At 66.5% G+C, this 18974-nt stretch carries 15 protein-coding genes and 1 pseudogene; 6 read left to right on the top strand and 10 right to left on the bottom strand.

Annotated elements, in window-relative coordinates; genetic code table 11:
• Positions 1–161: 161 nt before the first annotated feature.
• The 5 genes from VGP60_RS16630 to VGP60_RS16610 all read right to left on the bottom strand — a co-directional run bounded on the left by VGP60_RS16630 (position 162) and on the right by VGP60_RS16610 (position 4059).
• The gene (locus VGP60_RS16630) at positions 162–548 is read right to left on the bottom strand and encodes a hypothetical protein (RefSeq protein WP_327548909.1); all 387 of its coding nucleotides are present in this window, start codon (positions 546–548) and stop codon (positions 162–164) included.
• Positions 545–2119 carry an FtsK/SpoIIIE domain-containing protein gene (locus VGP60_RS16625; RefSeq protein ID WP_414640362.1) on the bottom strand — a complete coding sequence of 525 codons (1575 nt, stop codon included), beginning with the start codon at positions 2117–2119 and terminating at the stop codon, positions 545–547. Before VGP60_RS16625 ends, VGP60_RS16630 begins: the two co-directional genes overlap by 4 nt.
• Positions 2120–2684: 565 nt before the next feature.
• On the bottom strand, positions 2685–3074 hold the full coding sequence (locus VGP60_RS16620) for a helix-turn-helix transcriptional regulator (protein WP_327548907.1): 390 nt from the start codon (positions 3072–3074) through the stop codon (positions 2685–2687).
• Positions 3074–3301 (bottom strand): hypothetical protein, encoded by a 228-nt coding sequence (locus VGP60_RS16615; protein ID WP_327548906.1) that lies wholly within the window; start codon positions 3299–3301, stop codon positions 3074–3076. Before VGP60_RS16615 ends, VGP60_RS16620 begins: the two co-directional genes overlap by 1 nt.
• A gap of 290 nt (positions 3302–3591) precedes the next feature.
• Complete coding sequence (locus VGP60_RS16610) at positions 3592–4059, bottom strand: hypothetical protein (RefSeq protein WP_327548905.1); 468 nt, start codon at positions 4057–4059, stop codon at positions 3592–3594.
• A gap of 459 nt (positions 4060–4518) precedes the next feature.
• On the opposite strand from VGP60_RS16610, the gene VGP60_RS16605 reads away from it, so the two are divergent.
• Entirely contained in the window at positions 4519–5949 is a 1431-nt protein-coding gene (locus VGP60_RS16605; RefSeq protein WP_327548904.1) for a helix-turn-helix transcriptional regulator, read from the top strand.
• A 2-nt stretch (positions 5950–5951) separates the two neighbouring features.
• Here the strand turns inward: VGP60_RS16605 and cutA are convergent, their stop codons facing one another.
• Complete coding sequence (gene cutA, locus VGP60_RS16600; protein ID WP_327548903.1) at positions 5952–6275, bottom strand: divalent-cation tolerance protein CutA; 324 nt, start codon at positions 6273–6275, stop codon at positions 5952–5954.
• 766 nt (positions 6276–7041) lie between these two features.
• Here cutA and VGP60_RS16595 point away from each other — a divergent pair.
• The 4 genes and pseudogenes from VGP60_RS16595 to VGP60_RS16580 all read left to right on the top strand — a co-directional run.
• Positions 7042–7830, top strand: a pseudogene (locus VGP60_RS16595) (dihydroxy-acid dehydratase); the annotation flags it as partial.
• A 162-nt stretch (positions 7831–7992) separates the two neighbouring features.
• Positions 7993–9795 carry a VanW family protein gene (locus VGP60_RS16590; RefSeq protein ID WP_327548902.1) on the top strand — a complete coding sequence of 601 codons (1803 nt, stop codon included), beginning with the start codon at positions 7993–7995 and terminating at the stop codon, positions 9793–9795.
• 43 nt (positions 9796–9838) lie between these two features.
• A complete protein-coding gene (locus tag VGP60_RS16585) occupies positions 9839–10606 on the top strand; it encodes an ABC transporter ATP-binding protein (RefSeq protein ID WP_327548901.1) in 768 nt (255 codons plus the stop codon).
• Positions 10582–12168, top strand: coding sequence for a hypothetical protein (locus tag VGP60_RS16580; RefSeq protein WP_327548900.1), 1587 nt, complete (start codon positions 10582–10584; stop codon positions 12166–12168). Before VGP60_RS16585 ends, VGP60_RS16580 begins: the two co-directional genes overlap by 25 nt.
• A gap of 90 nt (positions 12169–12258) precedes the next feature.
• Here VGP60_RS16580 and VGP60_RS16575 read toward each other — a convergent pair whose 3' ends face one another.
• From VGP60_RS16575 to VGP60_RS16560, 4 genes are read right to left on the bottom strand one after another with little or no spacing between them, the layout of a single operon-like run.
• Positions 12259–13830, bottom strand: coding sequence for a precorrin-2 C(20)-methyltransferase (locus VGP60_RS16575; protein WP_327548899.1), 1572 nt, complete (start codon positions 13828–13830; stop codon positions 12259–12261).
• Positions 13827–14450 (bottom strand): precorrin-8X methylmutase, encoded by a 624-nt coding sequence (locus tag VGP60_RS16570; RefSeq protein ID WP_327548898.1) that lies wholly within the window; start codon positions 14448–14450, stop codon positions 13827–13829. Before VGP60_RS16570 ends, VGP60_RS16575 begins: the two co-directional genes overlap by 4 nt.
• On the bottom strand, positions 14447–15568 hold the full coding sequence (locus VGP60_RS16565) for a precorrin-3B synthase (RefSeq protein ID WP_327548897.1): 1122 nt from the start codon (positions 15566–15568) through the stop codon (positions 14447–14449). The genes VGP60_RS16570 and VGP60_RS16565 overlap by 4 nt, the downstream gene beginning before the upstream one ends.
• Positions 15569–15592: 24 nt before the next feature.
• Positions 15593–16513: a hypothetical protein gene (locus VGP60_RS16560; protein WP_327548896.1), complete on the bottom strand. Its 921-nt coding sequence runs from the start codon at positions 16511–16513 to the stop codon at positions 15593–15595.
• Positions 16514–16712: 199 nt separating this feature from the next.
• Between VGP60_RS16560 and VGP60_RS16555 the strand changes: the two genes are divergently transcribed.
• Positions 16713–18974 (top strand): HAMP domain-containing protein, encoded by a 2262-nt coding sequence (locus tag VGP60_RS16555; RefSeq protein WP_327548895.1) that lies wholly within the window; start codon positions 16713–16715, stop codon positions 18972–18974.

Here is an 18974-nt window from a genome sequence, read left to right as displayed (position 1 = left end):
CCGCACGGCACCGGGACGTACCGCAGTTCCCCGGTGTCCCGGTCACCGACCTCCATCGTGAACGGCCGGACACACCCCGTACTTCTCCGCCGTCGCCTTGACGACGTCAGTGGCGAGGGCCTGCCTCATTCGGCCGGCGCGCGTCGCGATCTCCGGACTACTCACGCCGCCACCTCCCCGAGATCGGCCCAGCCACGCAGTACGAAGATGGGCATTTCCTGTCGCGATCCCACGGGAAGGTCCGGGAAAATCTGTTCGGAGAACGCCACAGCGCTCCATACGCGCACCGGGACACCAGAGGCCATGCGACCGGTGATGGACAGATGCACCGAGGGCCGGTCGGCGACCCGCCACAACGACGCGGCCACCTGGTCCAGGGTGTCCGCCCACGCGAGCAATCCACTGGCGACCACGGGCAAGTCCATGGCTTCCAACATGACTGTCACCGGCTTGTAGCCCGTGGTGACGTCCACCGCAGCCGACGGCGGCAGGTCATACAAGTCCAGGTGATCCCGGATCGAGTCCAGGAACGTCATCAGCGGATTCACGCCGCCACCCCCTCCTCCTCGCCGCGACGTGCCGCCAGGTCGACCACCCGGACACCGCCGTTGGTGACGTAGTCCTCCAGCTTTTTGACCGTCTCGTCGGCGACCCAGCCCGCCCGGATCCGCAACGGCTCCCGGATGCCCTCACCCCAGGCATAGCCGACACCGGCTTCGGAATCCCCGATCCGGTTCGCCCACGCACCCCGCTCGAACGCGCCATCACCCAGCGCCATCCCCACCTGCGTCCGCGAGGTGACCCGCACACAGATGCGGCGGGAGAACAGTTCCCGCACCGGAACCGTTTCCTTCGTCGGTTCCTGCACATACCCGCGCACCGTGATCCCCAACGCCCGGCCCTGGGTGGTCAGCAGCGCCACCCGCTCCACGATCGCTTCGCGGGTCTTGCGGTCGGTGTAGCGGGTCAGCGCGCCGATCTCGTCGAACTCCAGCAACTCCAACGGGTACTCGGTGCTCACCGGCAGGGTCCGGACACGACCGGCGAAGGTCTTCTTCCGCGATTCCATCTCCGCCACCAGCCCGTCAAGGACATCGAGCGCTTCCTTGCCGGACACGCCGTAGCGGGCGAAGATCCCCCGGCCGTAGGCAAGTTCCATGCCCTTCGGGTCGATACCAGACATCCGAATGACCCCGGAACGGATCGCGGAGGCCGCCGACACCAGCGGGCACCACAACACGGAGTTCTTGCCCGCGCCCGATGCACCGGCGATCAGCGCGTGAGCGCCGGACCCGACGAGGGGAAGCCGCCAGTCCTGCCCGTACTCGGTACACCCCGCCCACACGTGACGCAGATCCACGCCCGTCCCGTCGACCGAAGCAATATCGGGAACCGGCAAGGACGACACCACTTTGGACAGTAGGTCACGACGCTGGTAGTCGATCGATACGACGTTCGGCGACAGTTCCCTTATCTGACAACGAGAAACCTTCCGCGCCGACGCCAACGCCCGTGCCGCTTCGTCGAAGTCCTCCGGCTTCTGTCCCGCCACCAGCTGGACCCGGACCTCATCCCACGATGGGCCAGAGCGCACACCGAGGAGTTTCGGGATTTCCACTCCCGAGGAATCGCCGCCAGTCGAGCGCGCGACGGAACGACGACCGAACAGGTTCACCGTGACTGTGACCGGCAACGCGCCATCGGCGACGCTCAGCCCGCAGGCATGCAGCCACTTCGGGAGTTTGCGCCCGTAGACCGCCCAGCGAGCCCACACCGACCGCAGGACCCGGCCGCACCAGTGATCGAAGGTGACTCGCGAGCGCCACCACCACACGCCCAGCACTAACGACACCGAAGCCAGCGTGACTGCCAGCGACAACCAGCCGAGGACAGCACACCACGCTACGACGGCGACGATGGTAAGGCTTGTGCGCCAACGGGTTACGACTTGCCGCACCGCCCACGCGAGGCCCTTGCAGACCCACCACAGCGCGACGAACACCACGGCGAGAGCGGCCAACGCCTCCACTATGGACGCCAGCGCGCGGCCGATCTTATGCAGCACGTACACGCCGACCCCGAGCGCGCCCACGGCCAGGATGAGAAAAGTAGGTGACATGTTCATCACTGGTCACCCCGCGTCCGTGCCGGGATCACCAGCGGCAGGCGACCAGCGCACGAAGCGCATTCTCGATCGCCAGGTGCCAGCGACGCAAAACGTTTACAGGTGCCACACCGAGCACTCTCACAAGTCATTCGGGTGACGTTTGTCCGCCCCACTAGTGCGGATCGATTGCTGTCATTTATGGTTGTCATCTCACTGCTCCACAGGTGAGGAGCACAGAACCGGCGAAAAGGTTGGTAGCCAGGGAGCCGGTTCTGTGCTTTTGCTCTAAATCATTAGAAAAAGGGCGCGCGAAAGCGCCACACGAGCCGCGTGTTTTTATTGGTATTATTTCCTTATGAACGGCCTATGTGTGGCCGCTAGATTTCTGCTTTCGGAACGTTCATCCGTTCCTCAACCTGCGACACGTACCGCCGCTCACGCGCTGCCCAGTACTCCGACCCCACGGCTTCGTACCGTGCCACGTTCTCCAGGTGATACGTCCGAATCTCTGACAGACCCGCGCCCGGCGCTGGACGTCGCTTGGACATCTCGTCATGCGCCCAATCCAGCGTCCGCCTCACGTCGTCACCCCTTTCTCCAAGAGAAGCTGTTCCAGCGCCGCCGTCGAGTGCTCAGGGCTTGATTCGCGTTGCCGAAGAAAATCGACCCACGAACCCCACTGCGGATGCGATGGCATCACCACCACCACAGCCACCGAACCGAACTCGGCGACGCCAACGCTGTCAGCCACCGATGACAAGCCTTCTTTCAGCAAAGCTTCCAGCTCGTTCATGCGCAATCCGAGCATGCGCCCAAGCCGGGGACGCCTATATGCGTGCGGTTCAGCCCTGCCCCGTTCCCAGTTTCCTACGGTGGACGGGGAAACGTGCATGGCCTCGGCGAAGCTTTCTTGCGTGTATCCGGCCGCTCTACGGGCGCGCGCAAGTCCCGCACGTTTCCCCGACATCACTTACCATCCTTCATTCGATCTTCCATCCGTTTTGCCAATTCCTCAGCGGCGTCGCTCAGTTGGCGAAGGAACAGTACGAACCGGGTCCACGCCGCCGGGTCCGTAGGAGGCGTCAGGGCCAGGCTGTTGGGGTCCCCGTACACCACCAGGCCAATCTCCGAACCAAGCTCCACCATCCCCGCCACCGCGTCCGGCCCCGGTTGCCAATTCTCGTTGAGTATCATTTCCTTCTACCCGTCGCTGCCAGTCCTGCGATTGCTGTTCAAACGCCTCAGCAGCCGATAGCGCCGCCGCCAGTGACCACCACGGCAGATCCCCGCCTACCGTGATACGCCGCCATGCGACCGCGACCGCGTGAGACGCATCCGCCATTTCCCTTAATGCGGCAGGATTTGCGTCCCGTACGCTTGCGACCAGATCAGACGCCGCCAGATAGCGTCGATACGCGGTCTCCCAATCTCGAACTGCTTTCTTGGTTTCCATGACAGCGTTACCAAGTCAACCCGGCCGCACGTCACGCAGCTTTAGAGGACTGGTCAGCAGCACCTGAACTGACCTTCGAACCGGACGAACGAGCAGCACCACTGGCCACAGCTTTGAAACCCTCCGCCCGAAACGCGTAGGACTGGTACTTGAACTCGCCTTGCCCCGCCACCTTGGGCTGCGCGGTCAGGCCCTCCAGTTCGATCGGCCGCATACCTGGCAGCACCTCCGACGTCGTCGGAACCGGCTGAACATCAGCGGTGAGCGTGATTTCGAACGACGCCCGCTTAGCCTTGATCTCATCCGGATCGGTCACCGTGCACACCCACTGCCGCTTACCCGTGACCTCATCGACTCGTTGACGTACCGGTCGCCCCGCAGCCTTGTCCTCCCGCGACTGATACTCGTTATCCGGCGACACCTCGCCCACCATCACCAAACCCTGAGGAAAAGCTTCGTCGAACTCGACGCGAAACCTGTGATCCCTGTTAATCGCCATTTTTGTTACCTTTTTCGTTGAGTGTTTCTTCTGCTAGGTCAGTCTTGCGTTTTGTTGTCCGCTCATCCTCGGCGGCATCAATCAGCATTTGTCCAATGGATCGTGCTTCAGACTCAGTGAACGTCAAATCCCGTATTCCCGGTATCGAAAGGACAACCCTTGTCCCGTCCCGATACGCCCACAGGTATCGCTCAGCGCCCTCAGTGTCTGACTCGTCCGCAGGCGGGCCATCGCTCGGCTTCCGCCTGGCTGTTTTGTCACCTGTCATCACTCCCTCCGGTCTTCTCGGGTCGACCTGCCGACACCTACATTCCTGCAAGTCGCTGCGATTCCCAATCAGCAGTGCGCATACGACCACCGGCACCCACCAGTGCATATGCACGTCATACATATGGACTGGTCAGAGCCGTTCTGGCGAGCTACACTGGATACATACGCTATGCAGTCAGGGGATTTCGGATGACTAACGATGCCAGCACGCAGCCATCTAGCGACGTGCACCGTGCACCGGAGCGGCCCGAAGATTTTTGGATGCAAGATTCCTTGCAGGCCGCACTACGCGAGCATAATTTTGGTCACCTAGTAAGGGCCTACCGCAAAGCTCACGAGCCTGAAATCAAGCAGGCCGAAATGGCTGCCTGGCTCGGCATTACTCAGAGTCAGGTGAGCAGGATTGAGCGCATGATCACTCCTGTTACCGATCTTGTGAAGATGCAGCAATGGGCGGAAGCCCTGAAGATCCCTGCTCGGTTTCTGTGGTTCAATCTCGCGGCATCACTCGCCAATGAAAAGAGTGAAGCGTCAGCCAATGAAGTCATTTCCGCAGACGCGCAAGACGCCCACGCATCAACTAGTCCGGATGGGAAGAACCTTCATCGCCGCGATTTTGTAAAGGTCGCAGCTGGAGTTTCAGCTGTTGTGGCAGGCGGGATTCTTGCCGGTGCGCCATGGCAGCGCCTTGCCTCTTCGCTCGTCGGGGATCGGCCGGTCGATGAAGCAACTGTCCAGCTAATGGAAGATCGGACCCTGGACTTCTTTTACACCGAAGGAATGGCTCCCGCTCGCCAACTCGTGGAGTTACTTAGTCGACACCGTGAAACCCTAGTTTCATTGGCCAAGAATGCGCGCGTTGAAACACTGCGAAATAGGCTAGCAGTATCGGTGGGCGAAACGGATGCCCTTGCCGGTTGGGTGCAATTCGACCTAGGGAATTTCGATAAAGCAGCCAATGCCTACCGGTCGGCGCTACGAATTGCCAAAGATGCGGGCGACGGCTCGCTTACTGCTTGCGCGCTCGGCTACTGGAGCTATCTTGCTTCTGCCCAAAATGATGTTCGACCCGCAATAAAGCTACTACAGCAAGCTCAGGATTACGTGTCGACGGCATCCGCTCCGGCAACGCGATCATGGATTGCTGCACGCGAAGCTGAGGAATTGGCACGACTCGGCGATGATACCAACGCATTGCGCGCACTTGAGCGCTCATTTGTCTCTTTCGAGGTTGCACGCCCACGGACGGAACGACCTTGGACCGCGTTCTTCTCCGCCAGTCGACTTGGCGCTATGACGGTTTCGACCTATACCAAGCTTCATCACGAGGACACAGCCGCAGCAGCCGATTCGTTGCTCGCCTCACTTTCGCCGACCGAAAGTAAGCAGCGGGCGGTCGTCCTCGCCGAATTGACCACTGCGGCAGCTCAAGATCGAAACTTTGACCGTGCTAACGTGCTAGCGGTTGACGCTGTCGAGCTCACAGCGCGAACTGGAACCACCGTTGCCAAGAACAAATTATTGACTCTTGCGTCCACTCTTCCAGCGGTGCAGCATAGTGGATCGGCCACTGAACTTCGCGACCGAATAATCGGAAGTCTTCGGGTCCGCAGAGTCTGAGGCTATTCCTTTCGGGTTTCGGCGGTTATCCAGGAAAGATATTCGCTACTGCCGCCGACAATCGGCAGCGCGACGACCTCCGGCACGTCGTAAGAGTGATTCTTCTTGATGTGCTCCGTAAGTTCGTCGAGTCGATCAGTAGTGGTCTTTATCCAGCATTGCCACTCTTGGTCATCCTGAACGACACCGTCCCATTGGTACAGACTTCGAATTGGCCCTACGATCTGCACGCACGCAGCCAACTTGGCTGCCACGATGCTGCCCCCTAGTTCCCCTGCGGCCTCAGCGCTGTCCGTTGTTGTGATGACTGCCAAATGCTCTGACACGGTCTCACCTTCCCACTCGATCCGGCACGCACCAGCTTACCGATCGGCCGGGGATTCCAGCAGTACCCGGCACCAGGCACCAACGTGCTTTGTGTGTTGTTGCCGAATTTGGCTCTATGGGATCAAGGCGCCGCCGCTGGCGGCGCGCACGTCACCACCCGTACGTCGAACCTGCCCTAGGCGGCACGCCGGCCTCCCGCTCCGCTCCGGCAGGCGCACCGCCGGGCAGGCCCGCCCGAACCAGCGGCACCGCACGCGCACCGCCAGCATCGCCACCACGCTCCATATCGAACCAACTCCGCAACGCCCCCAGCACGACGCACCGAGCCCCACACAGCAAGAAGCCCCTCGACGCCACCGAGGGGGAGGTAGCGGCGTCGAGGGGCAAGCACTGTCTACACGATCCAGCGGAACCGCGACAGCGAACGCAACGCGGGTCACCAGGGGTCTCCTCGCAGCCAATCGTCTAACGCTGAGCCACCCGCATCAAGGCGGGAAAGATGCCTTGACACGGGCGTCTCAGCGCTAGGGGCGGCAGGGGCGAGGACGACGGACCAGAGCAGGACACCCGACCAGGAGGCCGCCATGCGCAAGCTGCCAGCAGGACCCAACCAGCTCACACTCTGGACCCGCGTCGAGCTCTCCAAGATCCCCGCTAGGCCGTCACCAGGCCGTCAGACGTCAAGATCCGTCCGGGCACAACCGGACCCAACCAGCACAAACGAGCAGGTCAGCAGCTTGCACCACCGTTCACCCGCTGGTCAGAGCCACCAGCCATCAGAAGGAGGACTTCTACTACGCGGGCGGCCTGCCCGGCCTGCTTTCGCGGCTCAAAGACCTGCTGCACACCGATCGCCCCACCGTCACCGGGCGCACGCTCGAAGCGAACCTCGCCGACGCGCGGGTGCACAACGACGACGTCATCCGGCCGCGCGAGAAGCCGCTGGCCGACGAAGGCGGTGTCGCCGTCCTTCGCGGCAACCTGGCGCCGTCGGGTGCGGTGATCAAGCACATCGCCGCCGAGCCGCATCTCCTCCGGCACACCGGCCCGGCCGTGGTGTTCGACGACTACCGCGACCTCAAGAAGCGGATCAACGACCCGGCGCTGGAGATCACCGAGGACTCGGTGCTGGTACTGCGCGGGTCGGGACCGCTCGGCGGGCCGGGCATGCCCGAATACGGCATGCTGCCGATCCCGGATCGCCTGCTGGCCAAGGGAGTCCGGGACATGGTGCGGATCTCCGACGCCCGGATGAGCGGCACCAGCTACGGCGCGTGTGTGCTGCACGTGGCGCCGGAATCCTTTGTCGGCGGGCCGCTCGCTCTTGTCCGAGACGGTGATCTCATCACCCTCGACGTGCCGGGCCGGGTCCTGCGACTCGAAGTCGGTGATGCCGAATTGAGACGCCGGCGGGAGCGCTGGACACCGCCGGCACCGCATTTCGAGCGGGGCTATGGCGCGTTGTACGCGGAACACATCACCCAAGCCGACCAAGGCTGTGACTTCGACTTTCTCGCCCGGAAGGGGCTAAATCCCGAGCCAGATGCACGGTGAGTAATTGACATATCGCCCAAACGGGCGAATCGTCGGGCTTGTCCGGGGTGTAGTTAAGCTGGCCGCAGGAGTCGCCCAAATGTCGCGCCACGGCCGACCACATGGTCTTTTGAGGGGCGCGCCTTCTGACGGAGGCCGCGATATGAATACAGAGGGTAAAGCGTGTCTCAGGATCCCCGTTGGCCCGAATCCCACTCGGAGCAGACCGACATCCTGCCCATCGTCAGGCCCATGGCCGACGAGGCGGCCCAGCCTCCCACAACCTCGCCCAAATCGCCATGGCAACGCCCTGGCCTGCGCAAAGGCGCGATCATCGCCGGTTCCGTACTGGGCGCGCTGGTCGCGCTCTACGGCATCGACCTGCTCATCAGCCAGGGCAGTGTCCCCCGTGGCGTGACGGTGGCCGGCGTCGACGTCGGCGGTATGGGCCGCGACGCCGCGGAGCAGGAACTGCGGGGCAAGCTCGAGCAGCGGCTGACGAACCCGGTGCAGGTCAAGGCGGGTGACTTCGTCGGAACGGTGCCGACGAACATCGCCGGGCTGACCCTGGACTGGCCCGGCACGCTCGATCAGGCGGGCAGCCAGCCGCTCAACCCCTTCACCCGGATCGGTTCGTTCTTCTCGACCCGCGAGGTCGGTGTCATCACCCACGGCGACGACGGGAAGCTGACCGCGGCCGTCGAAACGCTGCGTGCCAAGGTCGACCGGGAGCCCCAGGAGGGCACCATCCGGTTCGACAAGGCCACCCCGGTCGCGGTGGAGCCCCTGACCGGCCAGAAGCTCGACGGCGGTGCCGCGACGCAAGAATTACTGAAGAACTGGGCGTCCGGCGGGGTCATCGAACTCCCCGTCGCCGTCGTACCGGTGAAGGTGTCGCCCGAAGCCGTGCACGCGACGCTCGAGCAGGTCGCGAAGCCGGCCGTGGCCGGCCCGCTCGTGATCAAGGGCGAGGGCAAGGACGCGAAGCTCACCCCGGAGGCGATCGCCGGCACGCTGGTCTTCGAGGCGGCCGACGGCGGCACACTGAACGCGAAGGTCGACCAGGGCAAGGTCGCCGAAGCCGCGGGCCCGCAGCTGAAGTCGACCGAAAAGGAAGGCAAGGAGGCCCAGGTCGTCTTCGACGCCGGGCAGCCGACGGTCACCCCGTCCGAGGAGGGGCTCGCCGTCAACTGGGAGCCGACCGTCAAGCCGATGCTCGACGTCCTCAAGCGCGCCGACAACCGCGAACTGAAGGCCGAGTACGCGAAGAAGCCCGCGAAGGTGACCACCGAGCAGGCCACCCAGCTCGGCGTCAAGGAGGTCATCGGCGAGTTCACCACCGGTGGCTTCGCCGCGGACTCCGGCACCAACATCAAGGTCGTGGCGCAGAAGGTCAGCGGCGCCATCGTCAAGCCCGGCGAGACCTTCAGCCTCAACGGGTTCACCGGTCCGCGCGGCACCCCGCAGGGGTATGTCGAGGCGGGCGTGATCTCGGACGGCGCCCCCGGCCGCGAGGTCGGCGGCGGGATCTCGCAGTTCGCGACCACGCTGTACAACGCGTCGTACTTCGCGGGCATGAAGGACGCGGGGCACAAGGAGCACAGCTACTACATCAGCCGCTACCCCGCCGCGCGCGAGGCGACGGTGTTCCAGAACCACAGCGGTGGCAGCGTGATCGACCTGAAGTTCACCAACGACAGCGAGACCGGTGTCGCGATCCAGGCGATCTGGACGCCGTCCTCGCTGACGGTGAAACTGTGGGGCACCAAGCGGTACAAGGTCGAGTCGATCCCCGGGGAGAAGCACAACTTCTCCGAGCCGCAGCCCAAGCCCGGCCCGGCGGAGAACTGCCACGCCGGCAATGGCGCGCAGGGCTTCACGACCTCGGACACCCGGGTGCTGAAGGACGCGGCCACTGGCCGGGAGATCCGGCGCGACACCCGCACGGTCAAGTACAACCCGCAGCCGAAAATCATCTGCCCGTGAGCTGCCGCCGGTAACCTGCCCCCAAGGGAAATGGGGGTGCTCCGTGAGCGAACCGGCGCTGGAGCTTTACCGGCTGCGCAAGCAGTTCGGCACGACCAAGGCTGTCGACGACGTCAACCTGGAGGTGCCGCCGGGGTCGTTCTTCGGCCTCGTCGGGCCGAACGGTGCCGGCAAGACGACAGCGCTGTCGATGGCTGTCGGCCTGCTGCGACCGGACGGCGGCGGCGCGCGGATCTTCGGCGTCGACGTCTGGGCACGGCCCGAAGAAGCCAAGGCGATGGTCGGGGTGCTGCCCGACGGGCTGTCGATCCCCGAGCGGCTGACCGGGCGCGAACTGCTGACCTACATGGGCCTGCTGCGCGGCCTTGACCGGGTGACCGTGGCCGAACGTGGGCACGAACTCCTTGGTGTGCTTGAACTTCTCGACGCCGAACGCACGCTGGTGATCGACTACTCGGCCGGGATGCGCAAGAAGATCGGCCTGGCGATGGCATTGCTGCACGCGCCGAAACTGCTGGTGCTCGACGAACCGTTCGAGGCCGTCGACCCGGTGTCGGCGTCGACCATCCGCACGATCCTGCAAAGGTTCGTCGCTTCGGGCGGTGCCGTGGTGCTCTCCAGTCACGTGATGGCGCTGGTCGAGCAACTCTGCAGCCATGTCGCGGTGATCACGAAGGGCCGGGTCGTGGCCACCGGGTCGGTCGACGACGTACGCGGCGGCGGCAGCCTGGAAGACGCGTTCGTGCACCTCGTGGGTGGCCGCACCGGCGGCGCGGAAGGACTGTCATGGTTGGCGTCCTCGTCCGAATGAAACTGCGGGTGCTGGGCAATTCGCTGCGCGGCACCCGGGTGGCGGGGATGATCTTCGGCGCCCTGTTCGGCCTGCTCTTGGCGCTGGGCTCGATGTTGACCGGCTTGGCGCGGTTCGACGATCCGTCGACCACCGCCGACCTACTGGCTGCCCTGTACGCCGGATGGCTGGTCGGCTGGGTGCTCGCACCCGTCGCGACCGGCGGCGGGGACGAAACGCTGCGCCCCGAGCATTTCGCGCTGCTCCCGATCGGCAGGCGGAAACTGGCGCTCGGGCTGCTGGCCGCCAGTTTCGTCGGTGTCCCGGCACTCGTCAGCCTGGTGGCGTTCCTCGGTCTGGTCCTCTATGGACAGTCCTTCGGCGCGGGGCCGGCGCTCGCCGGCTTGGTGTTCGCGGTGCTGCAACTGGCGCTTGTCGTACTCTTCTACCGGGTGGTGACGGCCGCGCTGGGGGCGCTGCTGACGTCCAGGAAGGGCAAGGAACTCGGCATCGTCCTGGTCGCGCTGACCGGGTTCTCCGGTATCGGACTGAGCTACGTGCTGAACAACCTCGGCCCGGCGATCATCGCCGGGCAGGCCGACGGGTTCGTCTCCGTAGTGCGGATCCTGCCGTCCGGCTGGGGCGCGGTCGCGGTGCGGCGGGCCGCCGACGGCGACTGGGACATCGTCCTGCTGCTGCTCGCCGGAATGGTGGTGCTGCTCGCGGCGCTCATCGTGGCTTGGGGAGGCCTGCTGGCGAAACGCACCACCGGCGCGCCGTCACGCGGCTCGTCCCGTGGCGGCAAAGCCAAGGCGTTCGGACCGAAGCGGCGCTCGCTGCTGCCCGACACCCCGGTCGGCGCGGTGGCACGTAAGGAACTTCGGACGTGGTGGCGGGACACCCGGCGGCGCGTGGCACTGTTCTCGACGCTGATCATCGGCGTCGCCCTCACCGCCGTGCCGCTGTTCTCCGGCGACGGCGCGACGCTCGTGCCGTTCATCTCGGTGTACGTCGTGTTCTTCGGCTGCGTCCAGGTGGGCAACCTGTACGGGTTCGACGGCAGCGCGCTATGGCACACGCTCGTCGTCCCCGGCGCCGAACACGCCGACGTCCGCGGCAGGCAACTGGCCTGGGCGTTGATCGTCGGCCCGCTCGGGCTGGTGCTCGCCGCCGTCATGCCGGGGGTGATGTCGGCGCAGTACGCCTACTCGTGGGTGTTCGGGCTGGTACCGGTCACGCTCGGCGCGGGTTCGGGCGTGCTGGTGCTGCAGTCGGTGTTCGTCGCCTATCCGCTGCCCGATCCGCGCCGCAGCAACAATCCGCTCTCGTCTGGCGGCAGGCCCGGCTGCTCGCGGACGTTGCTGATCTTCGGCATCATGATGCTGCTGCTCGTTTCGGCGTTGCCGGTGGTCTTCGTCGAAGTGGCCGGAGTGGTGACGGACCTGCCAGTGCTGCGCTGGGCGGGCGTGCCCGTCGGCGTCGTCACCGGTGCGGTGCTCGCCTGGTGGTGGGGCCGGATCGCGGCGGACCGGCTGCGCAGGCGTGGTCCGGAACTCCTGCAAACCGTCGGCAAGGAGTGGTGAGCAAGGCTTCCCCGGGCGTGGTTCCCCGTGTCAAATGAGGCGAAGCAGGTGCTTGAACGCTCGCTGCGCGAGACCCTGGCACGTAAGCCTTTACTCCTCGTAACGGCGTGGCGTCCACACCATCGGCGAACCGTCGGGCCGGGTGACGACCCGTGTCTGCGACGAGCCGATGATCAGCAGGCAACGCATGTCCACAAAGGACTCGTGCAGCGCACCGAGCGTCTCGACGCGCACGGACTCCTCTTCCCCACCGACGTCCCGGGCGATGACGACCGGGGTTTCGGGAGAACGGTGTCGCAGCAACACTTCCTGCGCCATCGCGAGCTGGGTCGTACGGGTGCGCGACGCCGGGTTGTAGATCGCGAGCACCAGATCGGCCGCGCCGGCGGCGTCGAGCCGTCGTTCGATGACCGACCACGGCTTGAGCCGGTCGGACAGCGAAAGCACACAATAGTCGTGTCCCAGCGGCGCACCGACCCGTGAGGCAGCGGCCTGAGCAGCGGTGACCCCGGGCACGACCCGGACCGAAACCCCGCTCCACGGCCCGTTCTCGACCTGTTCGAGCACCGCGGACGCCATCGCGAACACCCCCGGATCACCCGAAGAGACCACGGCTACGCGGGCACCGGTGGCCGCCATCTCCAGCGCCTCCACCGCGCGTTCCGCCTCCACGCGGTTGCCGGAAGCGTGCCGCTGCTGCCCGGCGCGCTGCGGAACCCTTGCGAGATAAGGACCGTAGCCCACCAGATGCTCAGCCTGCCCGAGTTCGAGCTCGGCTTCCGGGGTCAGCCACTGCGGCCCGGCCGGGCCGAGGCCGATCACCACGACCTCACCGCCGGGAACAGCGTCTTCGGTTTTGGCCGGCTCGACAGCGGAAATCCCGGCCGAACGCGCCGCGTAGGCGGGACTCGGGACCACGGCGAGCGAGAAATACGGGACAGTCGCCGGATCGACCTTCGCGAACGACTCGATGCGCTGCTGATCGGCCCAGGTCGCGCGCTCGACATACCAGGCGTCGTCGAGTTTTCCGGCGTCGACGAGCGCGTCGCGCACCGAACCAAAAGTGCGGCCGAGCTTGATCACCGCGGCGGATTCGGTGTCCGCCAGACGTCGGGCCAGTTCCGGCGCGGGCAGTGTGCCGGGCAGGATCGTGAGCACCTCGTCGCGCTGCACCAGCGGACGGCCCAGCACGGCCGACGCCGCGCTCACCGACGTCACGCCAGGCACCGCTTCGGCTTCGTAGCGGTCGGAAAGCCGTTCGTGCATGTACATGTAGGAGCCGTAGAAGAACGGGTCGCCCTCGCAGAGGACGACGACGTCACGCCCGGCGTCCAGGTGCTCGGCGAGCCTTTCGGCGCTCTGTGTGTAGAAATCCGCGATGGCGCCTTCATAGCCGCCGGGATGATCGGTGGTCTCGGTGGTGACCGGGTAGACCATCGCGACCTCGAGCTGCCCCTCGCGCAGGTACGGCTCGGCGACCGACCGCGCGATGCTCCGGCCGTGGCGCGCGCTGTGGAACGCGATCACGTCGGCCGCGCCGATCAGCCGCGCGGCCTTGACCGTCACCAGTTCCGGGTCACCGGGACCGAGCCCGACCCCCCAAAGCTTGCCGGTGTTCAATGACTCCTCCGCTGGGAAAAACACGTCGTCGGTGTTCTTCATTCGACCTCACTCGCCAACGCGTTGATCGCCGCCACGGCCATCGCACTGCCGCCGCGTCGCCCGCGCACCACCAGATACGGCGCCGGTGCGCGCTTCACCAATTCTTCTTTGGACTCCGCCGCCCCGACGAAACCCACCGGCAGCCCCAAAATCGCGGCCGGCCTCCCGGCACCTTCGTCGAGCATCTCCAGCAGCCGGAACAACGCCGTCGGCGCGTTGCCGATCGCCACGACCGACCCGGCGAGCTTGTCGCGCCACAGTTCCAGTGCGGCGGCGGACCGCGTGGTGCCCATCCGCTCGGCGAGCGAGGGCACCTTCGGGTCCGACAGCGTGCACAGGATCTCGTTGCCCGCGGGCAACCGCTTGCGGGTCACGCCGCTCGCGATCATGTTGGCGTCACACAGAACGGGCGCGCCGCCAGCCAGTGCCTTGCGGCCGGCTTCGACGACGTCGAGGGTGTACCGGAGGTCGTCGACGAGGTCGACCATCCCGCACGCGTGGATCATCCGGACAGCGACGTCGGCCACGTCGTGCGGCAGGACGGCCAGGTCGGCTTCCTCGCGGATCGTCGCGAACGAATGCCGGTAGATCTCCGCGCCGTCGCGGATGTACTCGATCACTTGCTGCCCTTCCGTGCCAACGATTCTGTCAACTCTGCGACCGGGACCCAGACGTCGTCCACGCGGTAGCCGTCGCCCTCGGCGAGCACGTCGACGTACTGCCCGGCGGGTTTCCCGCAGCGGCGCTCGCACCCGGCGAAATGCGCGCGGAGCCGTGCGGGCAGCCCGGAAAGCACCTTGCCCGCGTCGGCACGCACGTCCGCACGGGACTTCGCACAGCCCGGATGCCCGATGCAGGCACTCACCGACGTCGACGCCGAGTCCGGGTCGACGACCAGCCCGGCGGCCGCTAGCGGCGCGCTGTCCCGCACGCCCGGGAGCAGCAGCGAACGCCAAGGCGTCACTATCGCCCGTTCCGCGAGTTCGGCCAACAGCCGGAGCTGCGCCGCCGACAGCTGCCCGAAAACCGGTGCGACACCAATACCTTCGCTGAGAACACCGATCGGCAACCCCGGCGAAGCCGGCATCGCGACCGGCTCGACCCGCGGCGCACTCACCGCGTCCACAAGCGGCGTCCGATCAGCCAGTTCCCTTACCCGCCAAGCACTTCCGCGAACAGCGAGGAACTCCTGAGCCACCGCCAGCATTGCCTCGGCCGCCTGCGAGGCAGCCACCCGTAACCCGGTGTCGACGCCGTCCAGCAGCACTGCGCCGATGTCGTCCATGGCCCGCCAGCAGACGTCGGCGCCCTCGCCGGAGATGTCACCGCTGCCGCCATCCAGCCCGAACAGGAACCTGCCCGGCAACTCCGCCAGCTCAGGACGCGCGCACAGTTCCCGGTCCAGGCGCGCGGCGAGCGCCCCCGCCTGTGCACTCAGCGGTGAAGCGAGGATGTTCCGGACGCGCTCGTGCGCGGGCGAGGGCAGCAGCCCGGCCGCGGACAGCCGCGGCACCAGCGGCGCGCCCCTGTCGAGCCCGCGGAGCTGGATGTTGCCCCGCGAAGTGAGGTGGGCGAAGCCGTCGCCGAGATCTTCGGCACATCCGGCCAAGATCGACAGCTGCTCGGCCGAAACGGCACCGCCGGGCAACCGGACTCGCGCCAGCGCGCCGTCAGCGGCGTCGTGAACTGCGAAAACACCAGGGCACGCGTCGACTCGAGCGCGCGCAGGAGTGTCCATGCAAGTCACTGTAGATGGTGCTTACTAGCGCTCGTTGAGGCGCGCTTCCGCCAGAGCCCGGACCACGGCGGCGCGGCGCTGTTCGTCTTCCCGGACGGTCCGGCTCATTTCGACGTGCAGGAACATCGTCCCCTCCGCCACGGCGGCCTTGCCCTGCACGTTCGTCGTGCCTTCGAGTTCCTTGCAGGGTTCCATCCAGGCGCGGCAGACCACGAACCCGGCCGCGCCGAGGTTGTCGGCGGCGCGTATGGCGGGCGCACCGGCTTCGGTCGCGCCCGGCGAGAGCACGAAATCCTTGCCCGGCATGCTCTGGTCGTCGAACCCGTGTAGCTGGACCTGCGGCAACCCGCGTCTGGCCAGCGACGCGGCGAAGACGTGGAACATCGAGTTTTCCTCGTGGGCGACGTCACCGCGGTTCTCGTCGGCCCGGCGGTGTGCCCCGGCCATCAGCATCACCGCGCCGGGAGCCTGTCGGAAGTACGCCAGCCCGAACAGTTCCGTCCGCAGGTCGGAGGCCGGATGCGGCACCTCCACCACCAGCGACGCCGGGGCCGACCGGTCGATCAGGTAGAGCCCCCAGGCGCGTTCGGAGTCCGGCTCGTTCATCGCGAGCGTGTACGGCCTGCCGGTCTTCTCGTCGACGCCGTCCTGGACGGAGAACCCGAGCTCGGCGAGCTCCGGCGACGCGGCACCGTCCAGCAGCGCGGAAAACCCCTGCTCACCGGTCTGGCGCTCAGTGGCTTTCGGTGCGCGATAACGCTGTCCCGCATGCAGTTTCGCGGTGAACGCGGCGATCTGGGCGGTCAGGGTGTCCTCCTGGTTCGGGACTGGGTCGCCGGTGCTCTGCCTGGTCTTGCCCCCCGAGACGACGAGCAGCGTGACGACCAGTGCAACGGCGGTGAAGGACCCGATCGCAGTGACAACGGTGAGCGGTCGGAGGGGCACCAGCGCGAGTGTAGTGACCGACTCTGACGACTACCGCCGGGCGCTCATGCACCCCAATTGGGTGGTATGTAACGTACGTGAGTCCTTCGCGATAGCTCTACGTGACGCACCAGGGGACGAAAGTCGCTAACTGGGCCATTTGATTCTGCAAGTACACCCTGATCGAGTGAAAGTAAGGACTGGGCCTGAGGTGAGTCACGTGCCGTCCTCCCGCGATCGCCCCCGTCCCGCCCAGCTGAGTCAGCAGCTCGTCGAATCCGGGTTCCCCCGAGGCGTCGGAGTGGCCTCGACGACCAGCTTCGTCCTTCTCGTGCTCATCGCCGGCTTCACCGCAGCCTATCTGACCACCACCGGCCCGCTCTCGCTGTTCGGCGTGAGCTCGCCGGCGATGGCCGTGCCCGCCGGTGTGCTCGAAACCCAGCAACAGGCAGCCGAGTCACTCTCCCAGGCGATCGCGACCTCGGCGACCGGAAGCTCGGCGGACCTGCGGGTAGTCGCCAAGTCCGGTGTCCTGGACACCCCGGACACCGGCCAGGTGCTCACGACGTTGAGCCAGACCTACCCGGGATGGCGCGGCCTGGCGGTACTCGACGCCGCGACACTGAAGCCGATCGGCGCACACGGCGAACCGGTGGCGGCCGAGGGCCTGCGCGACATTCGCGTCGACAACGTGACCGTGCAACCCGTGGTCCACACGGGCGGCACCCCGATGGTGCTCACCACCGTGCCGCTCACCGGCCCGCGCGCCGGGCAGCTCCTGGTCGTCTCGACGGCGTTGCGAGAGGCGTCCACCGACCTGGACAAGGAAGTACGCCAGCGCCTCCAGCTGATCACTACCGACGGCACTGTCGTCGACTCCCGCGGCCCGGCGCTGGACAAGGCCGACACGGTCGCGCTGGACCTGGTCACCCAAGCCGCATCGGCGGCCGCGGCGGGCAGCAGTGGCGTCCTGACCGGCGCGAGTGCCCCCGTCGCCGGAGGCACCGGCGAGGTGGCACCGGTGGTCTCCTACGCACCGGTCTCAGCCGAGGGACTGGGCGGTTCTCTCGGGCTTTCACTGGTTTCGGTGAGCCGCGTACCGCTCGAAACCACGCCGCAGCGTCGTCCTGGGCTGATCCCGGCCGGGGCGCTGTTGGCGCTGGCCGTCGCCGGTCTGATCCTGCTGCGGCGGGTCGTGGTGCTCCCGATCCGCCGCCTGCGATCGGACGCGCTCGCGGTCGCTTCCGGAGAGCTCGGCACCGCCGTCCGCCAGTCCCGGGTCCAGGAAGTGCGCAGCCTCACCGTCGCCCTCGACCGGTGCCGGGCCCGGCTCCGCCGCCGGAAACGGTCCGGAAAGCCCGCCGAAGCCACCATTTCGGCACAGGTCGTGGTGATCTTGGTCGCGGTGGCCCTGCTCGGATGGTCCGCGGCGCTCGCGATGACGCTCGGCAGGCAATCGGCGGCAGCCTCCCCGACCGTGGTGAGCGAGCACAGCCTGCGAGCGACCCGGTCCGCCGACACCTTGCGGCGCAGCTTGACCGAAGGCCTTTCGGACCTGCAGGCGGTCGCCAGGCTCAACAACGGAAAGCCGGTCGAAGAGCTGCGTCCGATGCTCGACGAACTGGCCGCCAGCGAAACCCGGTTCCGCAGCATCTACCTCGCCGACGCCGGCGGAGCCGTGTTGCTGTCGAGCGGGCGGCAAGCCCTGCGGGACGGCTCGAAGCTGCCGGACGGCGAAGGGCTGCACCAGCACAACACCAGCGGCCGGGTCCCGATCGTGTTCGCCTACACGCACTTGGCGGACACCGGGCGGGTTTTGGTCGGCGAATTCGACGTCACCAGGATGTCGGCGCTGATGCAGCCCGCGGGCGGCCGGGTACGAGTGGTCGACGAAGGCAACCGCACGATCGCGGACACCGAGGGCTACCTCGCGTTCGAAGAGCTCACCGACCCAGCGCTGCGCAGGAGCGTCGCCAGCGCGCTGGCCGGCGGGGACACGCGCGAGACGACCGGCTCGACCCTGGTCGCCGCGCAGGGGCTGGCCACCAAGGGCAGTGCCGCCGCACTGCGCTGGACGGTGGTCGCCGAGCAGCCGTTCGGCGCGCTGGGGGTGCCCGACAACACCGTGCGCGACGGCGCCCGGGTGGCCGCCCTGCTCACCGCGGTCGTCGCGGTGCTGCTGTTCGGCTGGCACCAGCTGATGGTGCTGAACCCGCTGCGCCGGGTCACCACCGCCGCCAGACGGGTCGCGAAAGGCGACACCGATCTGGTCGTGTATCCGCAGCGACAGGACGAGATCGGCACGATCGCGTCCTGCCTGGAGATCTGCCGCCAGGGGTTGGTCGAAGGCACCGAACGGCTCGGGGACGTTCGCCGTCCGCGCGGCGCGGCCACTGATCCGACGGAACTCATGTCTCGGATAAAGGCCGAAGCGGCCGAGAAGCCCCCGGCGCCACGGCAACGGGTGAGGCACGGAGTCTGA

The organism is Amycolatopsis sp., from assembly GCF_036008905.1.
In the GTDB taxonomy this organism is placed as follows: Bacteria; Actinomycetota; Actinomycetes; order Mycobacteriales; family Pseudonocardiaceae; genus Amycolatopsis.
Note: the sequence above shows the minus strand (reverse complement) of the source record. Positions and strands in the feature narration are given on the sequence as shown.